Consider the following 21,679-nt stretch of genomic DNA (forward strand, 5'->3'; position numbering starts at 1 on the left):
TCCTTCAATATTTTGGCAAACACATTTCATAAAACATCTTCTTCAAGCATGAATTTTAAACCCAAAAACTTTTGCGCTGATTTATTGTAAGAAAGTATTTTTTGATTGCTGTCAAGGAGCAAAAAAGCATCAGCACTGTTTTTAAAAACAAGCGATAGATCACAAAGTTTAATGGCAAGATCGCTGCTCACTTCTTCTTTATCACTTATTTCATACCCAATTGAAAAGATTCCTATTGGCGTTCCATCGTCCTTTGTTAAGAGTGAAAAAGTCCACCGACTGTTTATAGTACTTTTTCCCTTACCAAGTGGTTTTTTAAGATCTACCAGGTAGGCTTGGTTGGGATTCAATATGCACGCTCTTGCAGTTTCAATAGCTTTTTGAACGTCCTCTACAACAACCGTATCAGTAAAGTATTTTTTATCATAAGAATCGTCATAGTTTGTGAATCGTTTACTGAAAAAATCATTTACATATAAATACTTGCCTTCCATGTCGGTAATCACGACATAAAACAAACCTGACATCAATAACCAGTCAGGTAAGTGACATTTGTATATATTTTGAGATTCCATCGGAGGGTTCATTAATCAAATCTTTGAAGAATTCTTCCATTCAAAGTGCTAAAAATAAGAGTTATAATTCTGAAATCAGAAACTTTATATTATAAAAAAATAAGATACAATTGTCTTATTTCATAATACAAAAAACAAAATATGAACTAAATTAATATATGATAAACTATAAGCTGTAAATTTAAAATCATTTAAGTATCAAAAGAGGAAGGTGAGTATGATAGAGCATTTTGACAGAGTCGCTTTCATCAAATAAGTATTCAAAAAAAGATTTCTTTTTGTAAAACATGACCAGCAAAGCATCATATTTATTGCTTAAACTTTCTTCTATTCCTGTCAATACAGCATCAGCTTGAATAGTTTTTGTAATAAATGAAATACTTGAAGAAAAGGCTCTTAGTTGATTTTCTAAAGCTTCAAAATTTGGCTGAAACTCCTGATTTCTATCAAAATCTACGTGGACAAACTCGTAGGGAAAAAGTAATTTACTCGTTATTTTAAGTAATTTTTTGTAAAATTTGCTTTCTGCTTGATCAAGTTCGGACCCAACTACAATTTTGGAAATATGCTCCCATTTTGCTTCGTTTGGGACTGAGATTACAGGAACCTGACTCTCTTTAATAACATGAGCAGTGTTTGACCCAAAAAGAGTTTTATTTATACCGTTTGCACCTTGCGTTCCCATAATAATTAAATCATAATCTTCTCGATAAGCCATTGAAGTAATTGTCGATGATACTGTGCCTTGGAGAATTTTATAATCAATCTGAAGTCCTTCATCTAAAGCTAATTCTACAGCTCTTTTCATTGCTTTTTTGGCGTCAGATTCTATACTATCTACGATTTGAGCTACATTAGAAGCAAAGTCATATACAGCATAAAAAGCAAATAATAAAGTTATTTGGACCTCACCTTGAGATTTTGCCATGTGTTTAGCAAAAGTGAGTGCATTATTAGCGTTTTCAGAAAAGTCAGTAGGAACGAGAATTTTCATGTCTGTCAGAAGTTAGACTTCTAAGATAAGAAAGTTTAAGTGGAAGAACCACTACATTAAGCAACTATATATTTCAAATTTTTGTACCAAATAATCTGATTACATGTGCTGGTCCATCGTGTCCTTTACCTTCTTTTAAATCTAAGATACCATCAAACTGTTCTTTCCATATAAAATCAGGAAATGATGATTTTAATTCTTCTAAGTCATAGAGCATGTTTTTGTCTTTTGGACCTCCAGAATTATAATCTAATTGCCTTCTACCAAACCCTTCTATGATAATATTACCTCCTTTTTTGAGACATTTATTGAGTTGATCATGTATGCTTTTTAGTATGGAAATAGGTAAGTGAAAATAGATCATCGCTATGGTGTCAAACTGCTCCTCGCAGGAAAATTCTTGTATATCCATGATCAAGTAATCTATAGAGACCTGCTTTTTATCCGCAAGTTGAAGTGCATTTGCTTTGGCTACCTCACTTTGATCAAGTGCGACTACTCTCCAGCCTAAAGATGCTGCATAAACTCCATTTCTTCCCTCTCCATCTCCTGGCAAGAAGATTTTTTCTGGTTTGAGTTCTTTAAGTTTTTCTTTAAAATACACATTAGGAAGTTCTCCGTAGAGTAAAGGGGTTTTATCGAATTTTTGATTCCAAAAATCTTTCATTTTTTTGATTACAATTTACGGTAATTGAAGTTCGAAAAAGTGTAACTTTGATCACAATCTAACTCTTTTGAAACTATTAAATTTGAGTATGAATTTGGAGTAACTCTGATAAACCCAAATTGGAAATAAAGCATAAATATGAAAAAATACACAAGGACAATATTTGTATTGCTTTTGGGAATGATGGTCAACTTTCATTCCATTGCGCAATTTGAAAATCTTATTCAAGCAAGATCACCTCAAAAATCCGAAATCAAGCAATTTGAAGATGATGGACTTGCACATTTTAGCTATGCAATATATGTTGATGAAAAAGTGATTTTGATCGATCCAGGAAGAGATCCTCAGCAATATTATGATTTTGCAAAAGAGAAAGATGCTGAGATCGTTGGTGTTATAGAGACTCACCCACATGCGGATTTTGTAAGTTCCCATTTGGAAATTCAGCAGACCCTCCATGTTCCAATCTATATCAGTGAATTGGTCAATGTACATTATGATTTTACGTCATTTGATGAGGGAGATGTGATAGAATTAGCCGACGGTGTGAGACTCAAAGCCTTGTTTACTCCTGGTCATTCGCCTGATGGTATATCAATAATTTTGGAAGAAGATGGGGTTGATATTGCTGTATTTACAGGAGACACCATGTTCATTGGTGATGTGGGAAGGCCAGATTTGCGAGAAGCAGCGGGGAGTATCCAAGCACAGCGTACGGAATTGGCTAAAATGATGTATCATAGTACCAGGGAGAAATTGATGAAGTTGGATGATGAAGTATTGGTATATCCTGCACATGGAGCTGGATCACTTTGCGGAAAGTCTTTGAGTAAGGAAAAAGTGAGTACCATTGGTCAAGAAAAGCTTTCTAATTATGCATTGCAGCCTATGACTGAAGAAGAGTTTGTTGCTATCTTGTTAGAAGACCAGCCTTTTATTCCAAAATATTTCCCTTACAGTGTAGAGCTAAATCGCAAAGGAGCAGATGCCTATCAAAAAGTAATCGGAAATGTCAAGGTTCTAGAAGCAAACTCAACACCAAAAAATGGTGTAGTTGTAATTGATGGAAGAAATCAAGCTGATTTCAAAACAAACCATATTCCTGATGCCATAAACATCATGAATGGAGCAAAATTCGAAACATGGTTGGGAAGTATTATTCCTCCATCAAAGGAATTCTATCTCGTAGCAGCTTCAGAAATAGAATTGAAAGAGTTGATTTCGAAGACAGCAAAAATAGGTTATGAACCTTTTATCAAAGGAGCATTTGTATATTCTGAAGCTTCTGGAGAAAGTATGCCAACATTTGATAAAGAGAGTTTTGACAAGAATCCGGATGCTTTTACAATATTAGACATTAGAAATAAAGGGGAAGTGGATCAAAAGAAAGTATTCGAAAATGCTATTAATATCCCCTTGCCTGAATTAATGGAAAGAGCCAGTGAACTACCGACAAACAAACCGATAGTAGTACATTGTGGTACTGGATATAGGTCTGCCTCCGGAAGTAGTATCTTACATCAAATCCTCAAAGGAACAAAAATAATTGATATGGGTTCTGCTATCAAAGAATACAATCAATAAAGACAGTTTGTGGTTTATGGATTTTGATTGAGGGCTGCCTGATGGGTTGCCCTCTTTTTCAGGAAAGAATCAATACTTATGGAAAAATATATAAAAATCATACAAGATGCTTATTTTGGATACTTTGATTATCTGAAAAATGAAATTCTATTTCCTTCCTGGACCAATTATTTTTGGTGGTTGATAGGCTTATCTTTATTGGTTTGGTTGGCAGAAATTATTTTTCCTTGGAGAGAAAAGCAAGGTGCTTTGAGAAAAGATTTTTGGCTAGATGGTTTTTATATGTTTTTCAACTTCTTTCTTTTTTCATTGATTGCTTACAATGCCATTTCAAATATAGCTGTAGAAGCATTCAATGATTTTCTAGGCATTTTTGGATTAGAAAATATCGTTGCTTTGCATGTAGAGACTTGGCCAGTTTGGGTGCAGTTTTTATTGCTTTTTGTGTTGGCAGACTTCATACAGTGGAATGTTCACAGAGCCTTGCATAGATATCCTGCACTTTGGGAGTTTCATAAGGTGCACCATTCGGTCGAAGAGATGGGATTTGCTGCCCATCTGAGGTTTCATTGGATGGAGACGATCATATATAAGTCAGTCCAATATATACCTTTAGCGATGATTGGCTTTGGTTTGGTTGATTTCTTTATAGTCCACATATTTACCACCGCCATAGGTCATCTCAATCACGCGAATTTAAGGATTACTTATGGCCCATTGAAATATATTCTCAATAATCCGATCATGCATATTTGGCATCATGCCAAGAAGCTTCCGGAAGGTAGAAATGGTGTTAATTATGGATTGACCTTGAGTGTTTGGGATTATTTGTTTGGAACTGCTTACATTCCAAATGAAGGCAAGGATGAACCACTGGGTTTTGATGGTATGGAAACATTCCCAAAATCATTTTGGTCTCAGGTTACTTACCCTTTTATTCAAAAGAAAAATGAAAACTACAATCAATAATTGGAGATTTGTCATTCTCCTATGTCTTACTTTGGGTTTAGCTCCCTTTGTGCCTGAGCCACATTTATTTGGAAAAATAAAGTGGATTCTAGGTGGTGCCAAAGGGATGGAAATGATGGATTGGTTTGACTTTTTCTTTCATGGTATTCCTTTCTTTTTGCTTTTAAGATTGATGTTTATACATCTGAAAAAGAAATTTTTCTCGAGTAAATAAACCGTTGGAGCTAAGTGATAAAGGTTACTGTAGCTATTTGATTTGTACTGTACCTTTGTAAGGTAAAATATAACAAATAGCTATGTTTAATTTCTTTAGAACACAACCAAAAAACTATACAGACCTTAACTCAGAAGACTTCAAAAAAGGTATTACTGCTTCAGATGCAGTTTTGATCGATGTGAGAAGCGCTGGGGAATTTCAGTCAGGAAAAATCAAAGGTGCGAGAAACATCGATATCATGGGTTCCGGATTTATCAATCAAATCCAGAACTTACCCAAGGATAAAAAATACTATTTGTATTGTCGAAGTGGTAATCGAAGCGGTCAAGCTTGTTCTCTTATGGCAAAAAATGGCTTTGAACATGTAAATAATCTTGCCGATGGAATCATGGGCTGGCCTTATGATATAGTTTAAGATATTTATTGATTGAAAGTAGATTGATTGAGAATAGCTCGGTAGTATCTATCGGGCTTTTCTTTTGCTGATTTTATTCAAAGTAATGACTTTTTGACGACTGCATTTGAAGTGATTGACATCTTCAGTTGCCTTGCTAGCATGCTTTGTTTTTCTTCCTTGCACACGGGCTCTCCACATCCTAAATGAAGAAGCTTTCATTTCTCTTCGCATGATTTTGATGACTTCTTTTTCTGGGATCCCAAATTGCCTTTCGATAGCATCAAAAGAAGTTCGGTCTTCCCAAGCCATTTCTACAATCCTATCAATTTCTTCGTCTTTTAGTGTCGTAGTTTTATTCATATTTTTCAAACCTTGCATGGTCATAAATGTTTTCAGTTTATGCAGGAAGTTAATGTAATTTGGTTCAAAAGAGATTTAAGGTTAAAAGATCACGAACCTTTAAAAAATGCCATAGATTCAGCATTGCCCGTGATTATGGTTTATTTTTTCGAACCTGAACTTGTGTCCGCTCCTCAAAGTGATGAAAGGCATTGGCGTTTTGTCTATCAAAGCCTTCAAGATATCAATCAGCAATTGGTTTCTTTGGACACTAAAGTTCATTTTTATTTTGCTGACCCTTTAGATTTTTTTGAAAAATTGGTAAAAGTCTATCGGGTACATACTGTCTTTTCTCATATTGAAACAGATATAAAAGTTACTTTTGACCGAGATTTAAGAATGAAGCGTTTTTTTAAAGAGAATAATATTATCTGGAAAGAATCTCTACAGCAAGGAGTAAAAAGAGGAAGAAGAAATCGAAAAAACTGGTCGCAGGAGTGGTATGCACAAATGAGTATGCCTCTTCAGAATCCAGATTTGAAGAATGGGAAGTTTTATACTTTATCCAAATCATTTGAAGATCAACTTCTCAATAAAATCATTCCAGAATCTTGGAAAATAATCCATCCAATGATGCAAAAAGGAGGAGAAAGTACTGCTTATAAATATTTCGAGTCGTTTTTTGCTGAGCGGGCTAAAAATTATAATAAGCATATTTCCAAGCCAGAATTGAGTAGAAAGGGTTGTAGTCGCTTATCACCGTATATCGCATGGGGGAACCTATCAATCCGTCAGGTTTACCAAGCTGCGGAAAAGAGGAAGAAAGAAGGGTTTCAGAAAAGGAACCTGACTAATTTCCAGTCAAGGTTACGCTGGCACTGCCATTTCATTCAGAAGTTTGAGATGGAATGTAGAATGGAGAAGGAGCATGTAAATACAGGATTTGAACATCTCGCAAAACCCTTAGATAAAAAGAAAGTCAAGGCCTGGGAAGAAGGCATGACTGGCTATCCATTGGTGGATGCTTGTGTCCGTTGCCTCAAAGAAACAGGCTATCTCAATTTTCGCATGAGAGCTATGGTTGTCTCTTTTTTGACTCATCATTTATTTCAGGATTGGAGAGTAGGGAAGGACTTTTTGGCTAGACAATTTCTGGATTTCGAACCAGGAATCCACTATCCTCAGCTTCAGATGCAAGCTGGTGTAACAGGCATCAATACAGTTCGAATTTATAATCCTGTGAAACAATCTGAGGATCATGATGCAGATGGTGTGTTTATAAAAAAATGGGTTCCAGAGTTGCGAAAGCTTCCTTCTAGTTTACTTCACGAGCCTTGGAAAATTACTAGCATTGAGCAAGAAATGATGGGTTTCAGGCTAGGAGTTGATTATCCTTTTCCAATTGTGGACTTGGAAAAATCAGGGAAATATGCGCGTGATCAAATTTGGAATGCACAAAAACATCCTGCCGTCATCGAAGAAGCCAATAGAGTTTTGAACTTTCATACAGTGCCAAATCGCTGGCCTTGAGTTTTTGATTTTAAATTATTGCACGTATATTGTTGTGGATAATTCAAACATTGACACGTATGTCCAAATTAACTTTAAGTATTGACAATCAGGAAGTAATCGACTGGGCTAAATCATTTGCAAAAGATAACAATACCAGTGTGAGTTCATTAGTGGAGAAGTATCTACTTTCATTGAAAAAATTTAATGAAAGAGAATTGATTTTATCTGATAGATTAAAATCACTTAAGGATGCTGGTCTGAGACCAAGTGAAAATGAAATTGAAAAACATTTGTCTAAAAGAAGAAAACGTCAAATGTAAGTATGATGAAAAGAATTTTTTTAGATACCAACGTGCTTCTTTCATTTCACTCTTGTGATGCGGAGCCCATTCTGCAAAAAGCTATAGATCTTATTTTTCAAAATATTCAAGATGATAAGTTTAGAGGTTTGATAAGTATTGTAACTTTTTATCAGTTATTATATTTTTTAGAAAAGAAATATGCGAGTGCCAAAATTGCCTCAAATAGGGCCTATGCCTATCTAGAATTATTAGAAATTGGTAGGTTCGAACCTGAAACTCTTAAGGGAATTTCTTACAATTTTTGGCCAGATTACGAAGATGGATTGCAATATGCCTCTGCATTAAGTTGCAATGCTGAAGTAATTATAACGACCAACTCAAAAGATTTTTTTGCTTCAAAAATAAAAGTTATCGATCCACTAAATTTTATTCTTCAAAGTGGGATAGAATAAATTTTTAATCAGTCCATTTCCACATCAAAAGCCCCAGTGATAGTCTTTTCATTGATTTTGACTCGGATTCAAATACTTTGATTTCAGGCAATATCCAAATAACTCAATCACTTAATCACTCAATCAACTAGTAACTCAATTCCCAAATAACTCAACCAACTATTATTCCTCAAAAACCTGGCTTATAAATAGCCCTTGCATTATTCAGTACATCTTCTCTATAGTAGCTGACTTCTTTGAATTCACCTTTGCTATACATTTCTGCTTGATCTACAAAGTGAGGGGAGAAAGGATTGCCACTTTGGCCACCTGCTAGAAGGGATTTAGCTCTAACTTTTTCTCCAAATTCAACAGCTGCCACAAAACTATTTCCTACATTTCCATACCATTTTTTCGTATTAGGGTAAGCCCTACTGCCATAAGCCGCTAGAGAACCCCAAAGCGAAGAGTTGTATCCAACAGGTAAACTCGGTAAATCATCATAGAATTTACCTTGTATTTCATTGGTAACACGTTGGAATCTGTTGATTTCTCCCCAAGGGGTATTCCAAGAGCCAAAGTCTTCTGTCAATTTTTCTACAGCTTTTTCAAATGCTGATAGCTTCTGTTCGTCGCTCGTTTCTGTCGCTAAGAAATCAAAAATATAAGTATCCCATGCTCTATCCATTCTTCGACCTTCTGCCATCAGTTGATTCCCCCAGAAAATAGCCAAAGAGGTTCCGACAGAATGAATGCCCGTCTTCAAATCCCAGTTTGCTAAAATCCCAATTGGCTCTTTCAATTTTTCTTTTCTTGGATCAGAGTTAGGAAGCTTACGAAATGCTTGAGCGAGCGCTGGAATCATTGGTTTGAATGCCATCAGGGTAGGTTCGTATGCCACATCTTTGATCAATCTTTCTAAAGTTAGGTCCTTCGCCTCTGAAAGAATTCTTACCGCATTCAGTCCACGAGCATTTTCAGTATCCCAAGCGACATAAGCTGGATAGTCAGTTCTTTTTGGGCTATCTACTCCTAGTGCATTGAAAGGGTCCGAATTGCAATGTTGAATCCAGCCATTTTCCGGATTATAGATAAAGATCATTTCCTCAATTTCGTGTAGCCCTTGCCAGTCAGTAGCTGGGTTACTACCATCTACTACATTTCTCCAATCAAACTGTGGATCTCTTTTCGGTATAAAATTGCCATGGTAGTATGCGATGTTACCATCTCTATCGGCATAAACAGTACTATTGGAGGAGTTTGTTTTCAAGTTCATATTTGCTTTGAACTCCTCGTGGTTTTTTGTTTTTGTTCTTTTATAGGATTGAGTAAGTGCTTTTTCATGCTCAACCATCAATGCAATTGCGACCCATTTCCCATCTTCTTCTCGAATGACAGGGCCGTGGTGGGAGTAAAATGCAGTAAATTCCTCTTGAGCCAAGTTATTTTCATCTTTATACTTGATAGTGATTTTCTTTTCGGTGAATGGTCTCCAATCATCGCCAAATTTGTAATGATACTTACCATTTTTCTTTTCTACAGTCAAGGCGAAATGATCAATGGCATCAGCCTTGGCCGAGGTATGCATCCAGCCATTATATTCATTGAAGCCTTGGTAGATGAAAAATTGTCCCCAAGTTACAGCCCCATAAGCATTGAGCCCTTCTTCACTGACCATGTGGACTTCAGGTCTAAAATAGAAAGAAGTATGTGGATTGATCATCAGCATGGCATTGCCAGACTGAGTTAGTTTGGGAGCGATCGCAAAACCATTGGAGCCTTTTGGTTCTTCTTCCCAATCTCTTTCGGTGTAAGTTAAAAACGCGTGCGCTTTGTTATCATAAAATGCTTTTAATCCATTGGGCGAAATGGTCTCAATATCACCACCAATACTGCCTTCACTAAAAGTAAGCGCCATCCAAGGTTCGAACTTCGTCAAAAGCTTTGGCTTAACTTCTGGATGTGTATGAAGATAATAATTGATTCCGGCTGCCCAAGCATCCATTAGATCTTTGAGCCATTTTGGGCTATTTTCATATTCTTTTTTGACTACTTCAGGATCGATGTAGAGTTTCATTCTCAAGTCTACATAGAGTTGACTGATTCCTTCTACTTCAGCCATTCTACCCATCGCATTGATGTAATTGGTTTCTACCCGATTGAAATCATCTTCACATTGAGCATAGATCATCCCAAACACTGCATCAGCATCTGTTTTACCATAGATGTGCGGGACTCCATATTGGTCTCTGATGATTTCTGTATTTTGGGCATAAGATTCCCACTTACTTAATTCTGTTTGTGCATTCGTATGTACAAAGTAAACTAAGCTAATAAGCAGTAATAAAGATCTTTTGAACTTGGTGATTAGGTTATTTCTCTAATTTTAGATTTGGGTGCTGAGTACATCTTGAAAAGCTAAAATAACCATTTGATCCGAATTCAAAAGCTGATTCAAATGAAGAAGGAAGAAATTGGCTTTGGGTGGTAAGAATTTCTATTTGAAATTATTGAAATCACAGCTTTTAATCATTTCTTTTTCTCAAAAGCCTGATGAATAAATAAGATATGGAAAGGAAGTGCCTCTGTCCAATATTCCCAAGTATGTGCACCCGGGCGCTCTGTATATTCATGTGGAGTGCCATTTTCTAAGAGAAGTTGATGAAGTTGCCTATTTGTCTCTATCAGAAAATCATCAATACCGCAATCTATCAAAAGTGCAATCTTATTTTCTTTCATCTCTGAAATCAGTCCCACAGCAGTATAAGGGCTATAAGGATAATCATAATTGATGTTTCCAAGCATTTCTCTTTGACTTTTCCTCCGCTCCTCTTGTGTACTTTCATTTCCAATCCAAGTTCTCACATCAATATTCATCACGCCACTCATCGACCCAGCTGCAGAAAATAGATCAGGATGTTTGGCCGCAATCATCATCGCACCATGTCCTCCCATCGACAAACCAGTGATTCCTCTCGCATTTTTGTCTTTTTTGGTTGGATAATTCTGATCAACAAAAGGGATTAATTCTTTGCTGATGTAAGTTTCGTATTGGACAGAATCCATTAATGGGCTATCATAATAATAGGAAAAAGGAGCCACACCAGGAGTAATCAAAATCATTTGATATTGATCAGCGAGATTTTGAAGGAGGTTGGGTTTGGTGACATTTTTATGCCAATCCAGATAACCACCCCATGCTCCATGAAGGACATAAACAGATGGGTAATCCTTATCTTTAACTTCACTATCGCTCGGTAACACCACAGTTGCTTTGAGGGATTTATTCATTGCTTTACTGAACACCTCAATCGTATCTATCTTGGCTAGCAGAAGTATTGGGCAGAAGAAGAGGAATAAAAGGGTTAATTTCGAGGATTTAGCCATATAAATATTTTATATAGCTAAAATACGCATTCGAATCCAAACGAAAAGTGATTAATACAGAATAAGGTTAAAAATATGGTGGACGGTAAAGCAAAAGGCGGAATCAACCTGAATTCCGCCTTCATCTTAATTCAAACATGATTTTCTACTTGCCTACCTTTAACAATTAAAATAAAACTTTTCATATTAATTGAATCTGCTGTTGACTGTCGACCGTTGACGTCTTGATCTTGCCTAAATTTGGTTTTACAGTAGTATTTAGAGTCAGATAAGCTTACTGCACTTCCATAATACTGATCGCAAATCCTCCTCCTGGAGCACTGTATTGAGAAAGCTTAGACTTACTGGTCAATTTTATCTTTTTGATTTCATAAGCCTGAGGATTATTTCTGTAATGCGCATCTTTAGTGTCTGAATAAATAATGGCTTCATATTTCTTCCCAGCTTCAAGAAAATCAAATTTGATCTCTACAGTTCTTCCTTCATTTCCATTGACATTTCCCAAAAACCAATTTCCAGTTCCTTTTTCTTTTCTTGCAATGGTGAGATAATAACCTGGCTCAGCTTCCAAATAAACGCTTTTTTCCCAGTCCAAACCTACATCTTTGATGAATTGGAAGGCATCCATAAACCTTTCATAGTTTTCTGGTAAATCTGCGGCCATTTGTAATGGGCTATACATTGTCACATATAGTGCAAGTTGATTGGCAATCGTGCTGTTCACCCAAGAATTATTATCAGGATTAAGCTTACTGACATCCATTTCGAAAATCCCTGGCGTATAATCCATCGGTCCTCCAATCTGTCTTGTAAATGGCAATACGGTCACATGATTTGGTTTCGACCCTCCAAAAGCCTGATATTCTGTTCCTCTAGCAGATTCATTCGCAATCAGATTAGGAAATGTTCTTCCGATACCTGTTGGTCTAACAGCCTCGTGGGCATTCACCATGATTTGATATTCAGCTGCTTTTTCTATTGCATATTGATAGTGATTAACTTGCCACTGACTGTAATGATTGTCTCCAAAAGGGAGAATGGTACCCACATAGCCACTTTTGACGGCATTGTAGCCATTGTCTTTCATGAATTGGTAAGCCTTGTCTATTTGTCTTTCATAGTTTCGGACAGAGGAGGAAGTTTCGTGATGCATGATCATTTCTACACCTTTTACTTTCGCATAATCTCTCACACCTTCTAGATCAAAATCAGGATACGGAGTGACGAAATCAAAGACATAATCTTTGGCATTGCCAAACCAATCTTCCCACCCGATATTCCAACCTTCTACCAAAACCCCATCAAAACCATGTTCAGCAGCAAAATCTATATATCTTTTGACATTGGCAGTAGTTGCACCATGTTTCCCATTTGGCTTGGCTTTACTGTAGTCCGTAACTCCTAATTTTACAGCAGGGAATTCATCTGTATAAGCCCAACTGCTTTTTCCTGTGATCATTTCCCACCAAACACCAACATATTTCATCGGCTTGATCCAAGAAGTATCTTCAATTTTATTAGGCTCGTTGAGGTTGTAGGTGATTCTTGATGCTAATATATCTCTTGCATCATCTGAAACGATTATTGTCCTCCAAGGACTGACAGACGGACTTTGTAAGTACACTTTGTCTCCATTTGCATTGGGAGTTAACCAGGATTCAAAAATCATCTTTTCATCATCCAAATTCAAGTGCATCGTCGCATAATCAATTAAGGCAGCTTCATGCAAATTGATATACAAACCATCTTTTGTTTTCATCATCAATGAAGTCTGAACTCCAGTAGGAGAGAAGGAAGTCTGTGAAACATTGGCAGTGATGGCTTGCGTCATCAAAGTTCTAATTTCGGATAGCTTTGACTCTACGTAGTCATATTCCTGTGTATCATAGTCGCCAGGAATCCAAAAAGCAGTATGGTCTCCCGCCATAGCGAATTGTGTTTTTTCATCTGAAATAATGAAATGTGCCAAATTAGGCTGTGAAGGAAATTCGTATCTGAATCCTAGTCCATCATCAAAAAGCCTAAATCTTATGACCAAAGTTCTATGGTCATGCTCAGCATCTTGATGCAGGGTCAAAGTCATTTCGTTATAATGATTTCTGATACTTTTTTCTTCGCCCCACACAGGCTCCCAAGTTTCATCAAATTCTCTTTTGTCAGCATTAGAGATGACGAATCCACTTGTAAAGTCAGACTTTCCTTTTAGTTCAAGCCCTAGTTTACTTGGAAGAATTATAGGTTTGTTCTTGTAATTTAAAGAATAATAAGGAACTCCTTCTTTCAATTCAAAATCCAATTGTAGCTCTCCATTTGGAGAACTGATTTGTTGTCCCATAGCCAAAAAACTCAGGCTGAAGAGAAGAATAATGTTTACTAACTTTTTCATATCAATAGGGTTATTTCAGAGTAAAATCAGCTAAAAGGCTTAGCTGTCTTTCGAAATTAGCGCTTAGAAATTACCTAAAAAAGCTTTTTAAAGAATATTAAGGCATTTTTGAAGTAAATAATTTATGCAAACGTTTGATATTTTGTATTTAAAAAAATTGCTAAGACAAATAATAGAAATTCTGAAAAAAAATAAACGTGAGTCTGCTTCTGATCTGAGTTTGCCAAAAATAATGTTTTCAGTTTCTTTCCAGCTGCAGTTGACAGTAGATGGTTGGCAATTATTCGTTTAATTGAAATTTTTACATTCGGGGCGCCATTACTGGAAATCTTTAAAAATCCTTCTTTTGAAGCTTTGGATAAATTTCTGTCAGCATCATTAATGCTGCACTACCATACCATTCGACCAATTCCATTTTCAAGACACCTGCTTTTACAGCAGGGTCGGTATTGGTCAAAGCTTCAGCCTCTTCCTTTGTTGCAACATCAAATATAAAGACACCTCTCTTTTCTCCTCCATTGATAAATGGGCCAGCGACTACCAATTTACCTTCATTAGCCAATTTGGTGATATTGGCCATGTGACCTTTTTGAATTTCTGCTCGTTCTTCAGGAGCGTATTCTTGAACACGATCCCCCGCTAGTAAAAAGGCCATTACATAGCGCTTCATTCCATAATCATCTGCACCAAGTTTAGAAGCTAAAGCCGAATCATACTCTGCCTTCTGAGCAAATGAATTAACTGAAAACCCTATCATTAGGATTGAAATTGATAAAATAGAAATCAGCTTTTTCATGTGCTTTTTATTAATGTTGTATGTCCTACTTAAATCTACATTCAAAGTTCTCAAATCTCAAATCTTAGATCTACAATCTAAAATTCCCTCTACTGAATAATCAAAGAAACCGTATCTGCTTTTGTCCTGATTTTTAGCCAATCTTCAAATCTTTTTCTTTCTTGAGCGCTAGGGCGTTGACGGAATTTGGCATAAGCCATCAATATAGTATCCTGTTTATTTTCCAAAACATCAGCAATAATAGCCCTATTCAAAGAAAAACTCACCAAGCTCGAATGGTTGATTTTCGCCTCATTTGCTAAATCTAAAACCTGTTTGCTTGACTCTGTATATTGTGAAAGCTCATTTTCCAAAAAGGAAATCTTTTGATCTTTATTTTGGATTAGCAATTCATTTCTTTCATAAAGATCCTTGAGTACATCTGAACGCAACAAATTGAGGTCAGGTGTACCATCTCCACTTTGCTTAATCTTCAAATAAGTTTTAGTAAGACTATATGCCTTGAGTTTGTTTTGAAGTCTAGCTATCTCTTCATCATCAATCCGCTGACCTACCATAGAGATTTCTATGCTGCTGCTATCTGCATCATACAAATAAGTACTAGCAATGATTTGCGCTCTGGGGAAATCCATTTCCATGGTGATAAACTGCTTGGCATTTTTCTCCCAAAATGTTCTTGTCACGATATTATATGCCAAGTAGATGCTTGGCACCACTGTCAATAAAGTGAATATAGTGATGTATCTTTTTACAGTTTTTTCACGATCTCGGTCGAGAAATTCTTTCTTAGGGAATTTCATAAAGCGAACGATCAGGTAAGTGGACAAACTGATAAATACTGAATTGATAAAAAAGAGGTAAAATGCTCCAAAGAAATAATAGAGATTCCCCGTTGCCAGGCCATAGCCCGCGGTACAAAGTGGAGGCATCAAAGCGGTCGCAATAGCCACCCCAGGAATGGCATTGCTTTTCTCTTTTCTCGAGCCTGCGACGATACCCGCTAACCCTCCAAATAGTGCTATGAGTACATCCCAAATACTAGGTTCTGTTCTGGCCAAAAGTTCTGATTGGGCATCGATCAGCGGAGTGAATGAGAAGTAAATTGTACTTGTAAGAATACTGATCAAAACTGCAATTCCTAGATTTTTCAGAGATCTTTTGAGCAACTCAAAATCATTAATTCCTGCAGCCATTCCTATCCCCATAATCGGACCCATCAAGGGCGAAATTAACATGGCACCTATGATGACTGCTGTAGAATTTACATTCAATCCTACAGATGCTACGAAGATGGCAAAGATCAAAATCCAAAGATTAGCACCTCTAAATTCTATATTCTTTTTGACATAATCTATGGTCTCAAGCTCGTCTTCTTTGCCCTCGTGAAGATCAAATCTATCTCTAAAAAAAAGTAAAACATGAAGGATCTTATCTCTCAATCCTATTGGTTTTTGCTCTTGGTTTTGATTCATGTTGTGTCTGATTTGAACCCTCCAAGATAGAGAAATTTTTAAAATTCAAGCTTAAAATTATTCTCTTTACAGCTGTTGTTTTTCAAAATACATATTTCAAATAGGTAGGAGGGAAGGCTGTTTTCAAATCAAATGAATACTTGATTTTATGTCAAAATATAGGTAGATTATTAAAGTATTGAAGGATGGAGAACTAATAATTAGTCCTTTTTAATGAGCTATTTCTGTTGTCTAAGGGAATTGATGCCATTGAAAACCTAAGAATCATAAGGAACAGAAATGTATCAATTAAAATTTTGATGAAATAATTTAAATAATTGAAATTAAATTGATTATGATATTTTTAGTCTTAACTAAATTATATCACCCTAAATAATTTAGATAAGTCTAATAATGTTTTTCTTCTAAAATTATGCCCTTAGATGGATAAAATCTTAATTTTGAATTTAAATGATGATACAAAGTCTACTTAGATCTGTAATTTGATTTTCACCGTATAAACTTTAGGATAAGGGTTGGCAATAGATTTTCAACAAAACTCTTTTTTAAAAAATGGAAAACATAAGTAAAATTATTTTTGTGGATGACGATAAAATCCAGCACATGATCAACAAGAAAAATATGATCAGGATAAAACCTGAATTGGAACTAATTTTCTTTTCAGATCCTTTTCTGGCATTAGATTGGCTCGAAACAAATTCTGCAGACCTTCTTCTATTAGATATCAACATGCCCGAGATGAGTGGCTGGGAATTCCTAGAAAGACTCGCATCTAAGAAAATAAATATAAATGTGAACATGCTTAGTTCATCTATGGATCCAGATGATTATGCTAAAAGTAAAGAGTTTGAATCAGTGTCAGGATTTCTTATCAAACCATTGCAAATTGATGTTATAGAACAGTTGCTCAATCAATAAATTTGGTTTGATTTTAAATGATTACTTTCGTGCTTTAGTTTAAAAATCTTATGTCAGAAATTACTGAAAAAAACAGTCCCATAATCTCAAAAAAAATAGACAAGTTTTTCGTTGGTTTAGCAGATGCGTTCAACTTTGTAAAGCGGTTTTTCCAAGAGGTTTGGTTTCCCCCTTATGAGTTTAGAGAGATCCTTCGTCAATGCTATGAAATTGGTTACAGATCACTACCGCTGATTTCCTTGACAGGTTTCATTGTCGGGATAGTTTTTACAAATCAATCGCGGCCTTCCTTATCAGAATTTGGAGCTGCTTCATGGCTTCCGGCTTTGATTTCGATTGCTATCATTCGTGCTATGGGACCATTAGTTACTGCCTTGATCGCAGCAGGTAAAGTAGGCTCTAGCATCGGTGCAGAAATCGGTTCTATGAAAGTTACCGAACAGATTGATGCAATGGAAGTATCTGCCATCAATCCATTCAAATATCTTGTAGTCACTAGGACTATCGCAACCACACTAATGATTCCTATCCTCGTGCTTTATGTAGATTTTGTTGCCTTGATGGGTTCATTTATCAATGTCAATCAAAATGAACTTGTCAGTTTGTCAACTTTCTTTGTTCAGGTATTTGAAGCAATTTCTTTTTTGGATGTTTTTTCTTCTCTGATTAAGTCTCTTGTCTTTGGTTTCACCATCGGAATCGTGGGTTGCTACAAAGGTTATAATTCTTCAAATGGAACAGAAGGTGTAGGTAAAGCTGCCAACGCCTCTGTGGTGATGTCCATGTTTTTGATCTTTATAGAAGAACTTCTCGCACTTCAAATTGTAAACGCCATCAGATATGCATAGTGATTACACAGAGAAAGTCGTCGAAATAAGAGGTCTTAAAAAGTCTTTTGAAGATAATCATGTTCTCAAAGGTGTAGATCTTGATCTTTTCAAAAGTGAAAACCTCGTTGTTTTAGGGAAATCAGGGAGTGGGAAATCGGTCTTGATTAAATTGATGGTAGGATTGCTAAGACAGGATGAAGGAAACATCAGGATTTTGGGCAAGGACACAGCCAACTTGAGCTTAAAAGAATTAAACAAACTGAGATTAAAAATAGGTTTCGCTTTTCAGGCTTCAGCCTTATATGATAGTATGACGGTAAGGGAAAACTTAGAATTTCCACTTACTAGAAATATAAAAGGACTTACCAGAAAAGAAATTAACCTCAAAGTCGAAGGATTACTAGATTCTGTAGGGCTTCCAAATACAATCAACCAAATGCCAGCAGAATTATCTGGTGGGCAAAAAAAGAGAATTGGTGTAGCCAGAACATTGATCCTTGAGCCAGAAATCATGCTCTATGATGAGCCAACTGCCGGATTGGATCCAACCACATGTATCGACATCAATAATCTCATCAATCAAGTAAGAGAAGAATACAATACTTCTTCTATTGTAATTACCCATGACTTGACTTGCGCTAAAGTCACTGGAGATCGAATGGCCGTTCTTATAGATGGACAGTTCGAAGCGGTAGGAACATTCGATGAAGTCTTTACCAATGCCTCCGATCCAAAAATTAAATCATTCTACGACTATAATTTCATCAAATAATGAGAAACGATAATAAAAAAACAGTTCTGGTTGGTGTATTCGTCTTAATTGGAATTGCCATCTTAGTTACAGGTATCTTGACCTTGGGAGGGCAGCAAAAAAGGTTTGTAAAAACCACAAGCCTGAAAGCTGTATTTGACGATGTTGCTGGTCTACAAACAGGCAACAATGTTTGGTTTTCAGGTGTGAAAATTGGTACAGTTAGAAAAATCAATTTCTATGGAGATTCTCAAGTAGAAATCGAAATGAATGTGGAAGACAAATCCAAAGAGTACATTCGTAAGGATTCCAAAGCCACAATCAGTTCTGATGGATTGATTGGGAATAAAATCATTGTAATCTATGGGGGAACCACACAAGTACCAATGGTAGAAGATGGTGATCGGTTGATTTCTGAAATGCCATTGGATACAGACAAAATGATGGAAACTCTTCAGGAAAACAATAAAAATTTGGTTTCTATCACGAATGATTTGAAAATTCTGACTGGAAAAATAGCTGAAGGAGAAGGTGTTATTGGTGCAGTTTTGACTGATAGTACTTTAGCTGAAAACTTTAGAAACATTCTCCTAAATCTGGAAAGTACTTCTGTAAAGAGCAACAGAATGGTGGCTGAATTAGGTGAATTTTCCGCTAATCTGAATAAGGAAGGGACTTTGTTCAACGACCTTGCTACGGATACTGAACTTTATAATAAGCTTCAATCTTCTGTAACAGACCTTCAAGCTACTGCAGATAATGCCAAGAAAATGACGGATAATTTGAATATGGTTACCAATAAATTAAATAGCACTGACAACGCTATTGGAACGATGCTCAATGACCCGGAATTCAATAAGACATTGAAAAGTACTTTTGTAAACTTGGATAGCTCAACTATGAATTTGAATAGAGGTCTAGAAGCCTTGGAATACACTTGGCCTTTTAGAAAGGGTTTCAAAAGAATGAACAAAGCAGAAGACAATTGATTAAATCTTCTTTTCAAAAATAAAAAGCCTTTCCAATGGAAAGGTTTTTTTATGAACTGTTTGTTAAGGAAATGAAATTGTTGAATAAGGATTTTCTACAACTTTGTAAAATCCTGAATCAATACCTGTCTTAACTGCCCAAACCTTTATTCTTTTCATTTATGGGGCGTAAATTTTTAAAAATTCTCAGGAAAATCTTTAGAGTTTTTACATTAGATGGCTTTGCATTTTCCTCAGTTTGGGTACAGTTGGCAGCAATATTTTTGGTTTCTTCGCTGCTAATCTTTGGAATGTCTTTCGTTTTAGGGGATTTGGCCATGAGTTATCGACTCTTCGCTGATCCTTCAAGTTATGCCTACTCCGAAACAGACAATCAATTGATCTTTGGATTGGTTCAAGTCTTCTTTGGATTGGTCCTTTTTTCATTTATCATTTCTGTCCTCTCCGCTGCTTTGGTGGAATTGATAGAAAAAATTAAAAGTGGAACACTCTCTTATAGAAAAAAAGGGCATATCCTATTTGTCAATTACAATATCAAGCTTCCCATGATTTTGGATGAGTTTGATATCAAATCTAAGCAGTCCAAAAAAACTCAAAATGTAGTATTGTTATTTCTTGATTCAGAAACTGTTTCAAGTTTCAGAACTGAATTGGATAAGGGGAGATGGCCAAACCTTGATATTTTTCTAAGACAAGGAGATTTACTCTCATTTCACACTTATATGAGACAAGGGATATTTAAAGCCTTGGGTTTGGTAATTCTTTTACCTGATCAATTTCAAAGTGCTTTGGATGCAGATAATTTCAACTTGAAAATCCTCACCTTACTCATCAGCAATCAAAAGTTTTCAAAACATTTGGAAGACAAACAAGGCTTAAAGCAACCCATGAAATGTTTGGTAGAACTTTCTGTGAATGTTGAGAGTAGAAATATAGCCAAGAATTTAACATCTAATGAATCAGGAAATCTTTTTGCTGTAACTACTCCTGTTGTGCTGCTGTAGAGTTTTCTTTCGACTCATTACCATTGATTGGTTGTATACAAAGCTTGGTGCTGATAGGGAAATGATCTGAACCTACAGTAGGCAAGCGATCAATAGATTTCAAAGTAAAATGTTTGCTAACAAAAATATGGTCCAAAGGCCATCTCATAAAAAAATGCTTGGCATGAAAAGTATTAAACATCCCTCTTCCTCTTCTTAAATCCAAAAGACCACTTGTTTTTAGAAAGAGCTCACTGGTATAAGACCAGCCCACATCATTCAAATCACCAATGACTATACAGGGGCCATGATGCTTTTTTGCTTGCTTCCCAACAAGTAATATTTCTGCATCTCTATCCGTACTTTTTGGGTTTTCAGAAGGAACAGGTGGAGTAGGATGTATTCCAAATATTTGAATCATAGAGGTTTCATCGATTTTCAAGTCAAGTTCTATGGAAGGGACTTCTTCATCTATGAGATAATGAACGGATTCTCCAAGGATTTCATATTTAGAATAAAAAAGGAGTCCGTAAGTATTGTCCTTTGGAACTTCGATTTGGTAAGGGTATTCACTTTTGAAAACTGATATGGCTTGTGCCCAAGCAGCATCAGTTTCAACAAGAAAAAATACGTCAGGATCTTCTTTTTGAATGAGGTCGATGGTCTTCTGATAAGCGCTATTATATTGATAGACATTCAAGACAAAAAGATGAATCGATTTAGCGGACTTATTTTTACAATCTACAATCATTTTAGGTGAAAACTTGGTAAATGGAAAAATACAGATCATCAAATAGATGGTCAAGCAAAGTAAGGTGAGGATAAAAAACGATGAATTAAAATCGAAACTTCCATTTGCCTTAACTACCCATAGAATGAGAAAGAAGATCACTAAAATCAATTTTTGAACTCTGGGATATTCGAAAATCCTAAAAATCCAATTGTCATGCCTAATCAAAGGTAAAAGAGCTGAAATCAAAAGGAGTAGAGAAAGAGATGTTAAAATAATGCTCATACTTTTAATTTTTGAAAATAAAATGGTAGGTCTTTAAAGTATAATTTTTGTAAATTAAAGGCTCACTTGAGCGAACAAACTACACGCTTGGAATTATTAACCCAATTGCTGGGTTCTTTAAATGTATTATTTTTAATTTATTTATTCACTTAAATCAAAGTTAAT

The 21,679-nt window shown here is 35.9% G+C and carries 22 protein-coding genes; 12 read left to right on the forward strand and 10 right to left on the reverse strand.

Annotated features, from left to right (window positions below):
• Window positions 1–26 precede the first annotated feature (26 nt).
• From BELBA_RS11425 to BELBA_RS11435, 3 genes are all read right to left on the reverse strand, one after another.
• On the reverse strand, window positions 27–575 hold the full coding sequence (locus BELBA_RS11425; protein WP_014772852.1) for a PAS domain-containing protein: 549 nt from the start codon (window positions 573–575) through the stop codon (window positions 27–29).
• Between the two features lie 187 nt (window positions 576–762).
• Window positions 763–1,569: a universal stress protein gene (locus tag BELBA_RS11430; RefSeq protein ID WP_014772853.1), complete on the reverse strand. Its 807-nt coding sequence runs from the start codon at window positions 1,567–1,569 to the stop codon at window positions 763–765.
• 73 nt (window positions 1,570–1,642) lie between these two features.
• Entirely contained in the window at window positions 1,643–2,236 is a 594-nt protein-coding gene (locus BELBA_RS11435) for a class I SAM-dependent methyltransferase (protein ID WP_014772854.1), read from the reverse strand.
• A 138-nt stretch (window positions 2,237–2,374) separates the two neighbouring features.
• On the opposite strand from BELBA_RS11435, the gene BELBA_RS11440 reads away from it, so the two are divergent.
• From BELBA_RS11440 to BELBA_RS11455, 4 genes are all read left to right on the forward strand, one after another.
• Window positions 2,375–3,820, forward strand: coding sequence for an MBL fold metallo-hydrolase (locus tag BELBA_RS11440; protein WP_014772855.1), 1,446 nt, complete (start codon window positions 2,375–2,377; stop codon window positions 3,818–3,820).
• A 78-nt stretch (window positions 3,821–3,898) separates the two neighbouring features.
• Window positions 3,899–4,789, forward strand: a complete 891-nt coding sequence (locus tag BELBA_RS11445; protein WP_014772856.1) for a sterol desaturase family protein — start codon at window positions 3,899–3,901, stop codon at window positions 4,787–4,789.
• A complete protein-coding gene (locus BELBA_RS11450) occupies window positions 4,770–5,003 on the forward strand; it encodes a hypothetical protein (protein WP_014772857.1) in 234 nt (77 codons plus the stop codon). Before BELBA_RS11445 ends, BELBA_RS11450 begins: the two co-directional genes overlap by 20 nt.
• Before the next feature lie 82 nt (window positions 5,004–5,085).
• Window positions 5,086–5,421 carry a rhodanese-like domain-containing protein gene (locus BELBA_RS11455; protein ID WP_014772858.1) on the forward strand — a complete coding sequence of 112 codons (336 nt, stop codon included), beginning with the start codon at window positions 5,086–5,088 and terminating at the stop codon, window positions 5,419–5,421.
• A gap of 48 nt (window positions 5,422–5,469) precedes the next feature.
• Here the strand turns inward: BELBA_RS11455 and BELBA_RS11460 are convergent, their stop codons facing one another.
• Complete coding sequence (locus tag BELBA_RS11460; protein WP_014772859.1) at window positions 5,470–5,787, reverse strand: TIGR03643 family protein; 318 nt, start codon at window positions 5,785–5,787, stop codon at window positions 5,470–5,472.
• 15 nt (window positions 5,788–5,802) lie between these two features.
• Here BELBA_RS11460 and BELBA_RS11465 point away from each other — a divergent pair, with 15 nt between their 5' ends.
• The 3 genes from BELBA_RS11465 to BELBA_RS19085 are packed head-to-tail and all read left to right on the forward strand — an operon-like array spanning window position 5,803 to window position 8,008.
• Complete coding sequence (locus tag BELBA_RS11465) at window positions 5,803–7,272, forward strand: cryptochrome/deoxyribodipyrimidine photo-lyase family protein (protein WP_014772860.1); 1,470 nt, start codon at window positions 5,803–5,805, stop codon at window positions 7,270–7,272.
• A 59-nt stretch (window positions 7,273–7,331) separates the two neighbouring features.
• On the forward strand, window positions 7,332–7,574 hold the full coding sequence (locus tag BELBA_RS11470; protein ID WP_014772861.1) for a DUF6364 family protein: 243 nt from the start codon (window positions 7,332–7,334) through the stop codon (window positions 7,572–7,574).
• 2 nt (window positions 7,575–7,576) lie between these two features.
• Complete coding sequence (locus BELBA_RS19085) at window positions 7,577–8,008, forward strand: type II toxin-antitoxin system VapC family toxin (RefSeq protein ID WP_052307627.1); 432 nt, start codon at window positions 7,577–7,579, stop codon at window positions 8,006–8,008.
• A gap of 169 nt (window positions 8,009–8,177) precedes the next feature.
• On the opposite strand, the gene BELBA_RS11480 is transcribed toward BELBA_RS19085, so the two are convergent.
• The 5 genes from BELBA_RS11480 to BELBA_RS11500 all read right to left on the reverse strand — a co-directional run bounded on the left by BELBA_RS11480 (window position 8,178) and on the right by BELBA_RS11500 (window position 16,028).
• Window positions 8,178–10,355 carry a penicillin acylase family protein gene (locus BELBA_RS11480; protein WP_041779335.1) on the reverse strand — a complete coding sequence of 726 codons (2,178 nt, stop codon included), beginning with the start codon at window positions 10,353–10,355 and terminating at the stop codon, window positions 8,178–8,180.
• A 161-nt stretch (window positions 10,356–10,516) separates the two neighbouring features.
• Window positions 10,517–11,374 carry an alpha/beta hydrolase gene (locus BELBA_RS11485; protein WP_014772864.1) on the reverse strand — a complete coding sequence of 286 codons (858 nt, stop codon included), beginning with the start codon at window positions 11,372–11,374 and terminating at the stop codon, window positions 10,517–10,519.
• Window positions 11,375–11,648: 274 nt separating this feature from the next.
• Window positions 11,649–13,760 (reverse strand): glycoside hydrolase family 97 protein, encoded by a 2,112-nt coding sequence (locus BELBA_RS11490; RefSeq protein WP_014772865.1) that lies wholly within the window; start codon window positions 13,758–13,760, stop codon window positions 11,649–11,651.
• 331 nt (window positions 13,761–14,091) lie between these two features.
• Complete coding sequence (locus BELBA_RS11495) at window positions 14,092–14,556, reverse strand: YciI family protein (RefSeq protein ID WP_014772867.1); 465 nt, start codon at window positions 14,554–14,556, stop codon at window positions 14,092–14,094.
• A gap of 89 nt (window positions 14,557–14,645) precedes the next feature.
• Complete coding sequence (locus BELBA_RS11500; protein WP_014772868.1) at window positions 14,646–16,028, reverse strand: TIGR00341 family protein; 1,383 nt, start codon at window positions 16,026–16,028, stop codon at window positions 14,646–14,648.
• A 552-nt stretch (window positions 16,029–16,580) separates the two neighbouring features.
• Here BELBA_RS11500 and BELBA_RS11505 point away from each other — a divergent pair.
• The 5 genes from BELBA_RS11505 to BELBA_RS11525 all read left to right on the forward strand — a co-directional run bounded on the left by BELBA_RS11505 (window position 16,581) and on the right by BELBA_RS11525 (window position 20,520).
• Complete coding sequence (locus BELBA_RS11505) at window positions 16,581–16,946, forward strand: response regulator (RefSeq protein WP_014772869.1); 366 nt, start codon at window positions 16,581–16,583, stop codon at window positions 16,944–16,946.
• Between the two features lie 50 nt (window positions 16,947–16,996).
• Window positions 16,997–17,794 (forward strand): MlaE family ABC transporter permease, encoded by a 798-nt coding sequence (locus BELBA_RS11510; RefSeq protein WP_014772870.1) that lies wholly within the window; start codon window positions 16,997–16,999, stop codon window positions 17,792–17,794.
• Window positions 17,787–18,548, forward strand: a complete 762-nt coding sequence (locus BELBA_RS11515; RefSeq protein WP_014772871.1) for an ABC transporter ATP-binding protein — start codon at window positions 17,787–17,789, stop codon at window positions 18,546–18,548. Before BELBA_RS11510 ends, BELBA_RS11515 begins: the two co-directional genes overlap by 8 nt.
• Complete coding sequence (locus BELBA_RS11520; protein ID WP_014772872.1) at window positions 18,548–19,516, forward strand: MlaD family protein; 969 nt, start codon at window positions 18,548–18,550, stop codon at window positions 19,514–19,516. Before BELBA_RS11515 ends, BELBA_RS11520 begins: the two co-directional genes overlap by 1 nt.
• A 161-nt stretch (window positions 19,517–19,677) precedes the next feature.
• Complete coding sequence (locus tag BELBA_RS11525; protein ID WP_014772874.1) at window positions 19,678–20,520, forward strand: hypothetical protein; 843 nt, start codon at window positions 19,678–19,680, stop codon at window positions 20,518–20,520.
• Here BELBA_RS11525 and BELBA_RS11530 read toward each other — a convergent pair.
• Window positions 20,498–21,514 carry an endonuclease/exonuclease/phosphatase family protein gene (locus tag BELBA_RS11530; protein WP_014772875.1) on the reverse strand — a complete coding sequence of 339 codons (1,017 nt, stop codon included), beginning with the start codon at window positions 21,512–21,514 and terminating at the stop codon, window positions 20,498–20,500. The genes BELBA_RS11525 and BELBA_RS11530 overlap by 23 nt on opposite strands.
• Window positions 21,515–21,679 lie beyond the last annotated feature (165 nt).

It is taken from the genome of Belliella baltica DSM 15883 (assembly GCF_000265405.1).
Taxonomy (GTDB): Bacteria; Bacteroidota; Bacteroidia; order Cytophagales; family Cyclobacteriaceae; genus Belliella; species Belliella baltica.

Bases quoted from the DNA above. Each gene is read 5' to 3' on its own strand.
- BELBA_RS11525 (WP_014772874.1), top strand. From the start codon at position 19,678: ATGGGGCGTAAATTTTTAAAAATTCTCAGGAAAATCTTTAGAGTTTTT.
- BELBA_RS11455 (WP_014772858.1), top strand. From the start codon at position 5,086: ATGTTTAATTTCTTTAGAACACAACCAAAAAACTATACAGACCTTAAC.
- BELBA_RS11430 (WP_014772853.1), bottom strand. From the start codon at position 1,569: ATGAAAATTCTCGTTCCTACTGACTTTTCTGAAAACGCTAATAATGCA.
- BELBA_RS11520 (WP_014772872.1), top strand. From the start codon at position 18,548: ATGAGAAACGATAATAAAAAAACAGTTCTGGTTGGTGTATTCGTCTTA.
- BELBA_RS11445 (WP_014772856.1), top strand. From the start codon at position 3,899: ATGGAAAAATATATAAAAATCATACAAGATGCTTATTTTGGATACTTT.
- BELBA_RS11485 (WP_014772864.1), bottom strand. From the start codon at position 11,374: ATGGCTAAATCCTCGAAATTAACCCTTTTATTCCTCTTCTTCTGCCCA.
- BELBA_RS11510 (WP_014772870.1), top strand. From the start codon at position 16,997: ATGTCAGAAATTACTGAAAAAAACAGTCCCATAATCTCAAAAAAAATA.
- BELBA_RS11440 (WP_014772855.1), top strand. From the start codon at position 2,375: ATGAAAAAATACACAAGGACAATATTTGTATTGCTTTTGGGAATGATG.
- BELBA_RS11465 (WP_014772860.1), top strand. From the start codon at position 5,803: ATGCAGGAAGTTAATGTAATTTGGTTCAAAAGAGATTTAAGGTTAAAA.
- BELBA_RS11425 (WP_014772852.1), bottom strand. From the start codon at position 575: ATGGAATCTCAAAATATATACAAATGTCACTTACCTGACTGGTTATTG.
- BELBA_RS11435 (WP_014772854.1), bottom strand. From the start codon at position 2,236: ATGAAAGATTTTTGGAATCAAAAATTCGATAAAACCCCTTTACTCTAC.
- BELBA_RS11515 (WP_014772871.1), top strand. From the start codon at position 17,787: ATGCATAGTGATTACACAGAGAAAGTCGTCGAAATAAGAGGTCTTAAA.
- BELBA_RS11530 (WP_014772875.1), bottom strand. From the start codon at position 21,514: ATGAGCATTATTTTAACATCTCTTTCTCTACTCCTTTTGATTTCAGCT.
- BELBA_RS11460 (WP_014772859.1), bottom strand. From the start codon at position 5,787: ATGACCATGCAAGGTTTGAAAAATATGAATAAAACTACGACACTAAAA.
- BELBA_RS11500 (WP_014772868.1), bottom strand. From the start codon at position 16,028: ATGAATCAAAACCAAGAGCAAAAACCAATAGGATTGAGAGATAAGATC.
- BELBA_RS11495 (WP_014772867.1), bottom strand. From the start codon at position 14,556: ATGAAAAAGCTGATTTCTATTTTATCAATTTCAATCCTAATGATAGGG.
- BELBA_RS11490 (WP_014772865.1), bottom strand. From the start codon at position 13,760: ATGAAAAAGTTAGTAAACATTATTCTTCTCTTCAGCCTGAGTTTTTTG.
- BELBA_RS19085 (WP_052307627.1), top strand. From the start codon at position 7,577: ATGATGAAAAGAATTTTTTTAGATACCAACGTGCTTCTTTCATTTCAC.
- BELBA_RS11450 (WP_014772857.1), top strand. From the start codon at position 4,770: ATGAAAACTACAATCAATAATTGGAGATTTGTCATTCTCCTATGTCTT.
- BELBA_RS11505 (WP_014772869.1), top strand. From the start codon at position 16,581: ATGGAAAACATAAGTAAAATTATTTTTGTGGATGACGATAAAATCCAG.
- BELBA_RS11470 (WP_014772861.1), top strand. From the start codon at position 7,332: ATGTCCAAATTAACTTTAAGTATTGACAATCAGGAAGTAATCGACTGG.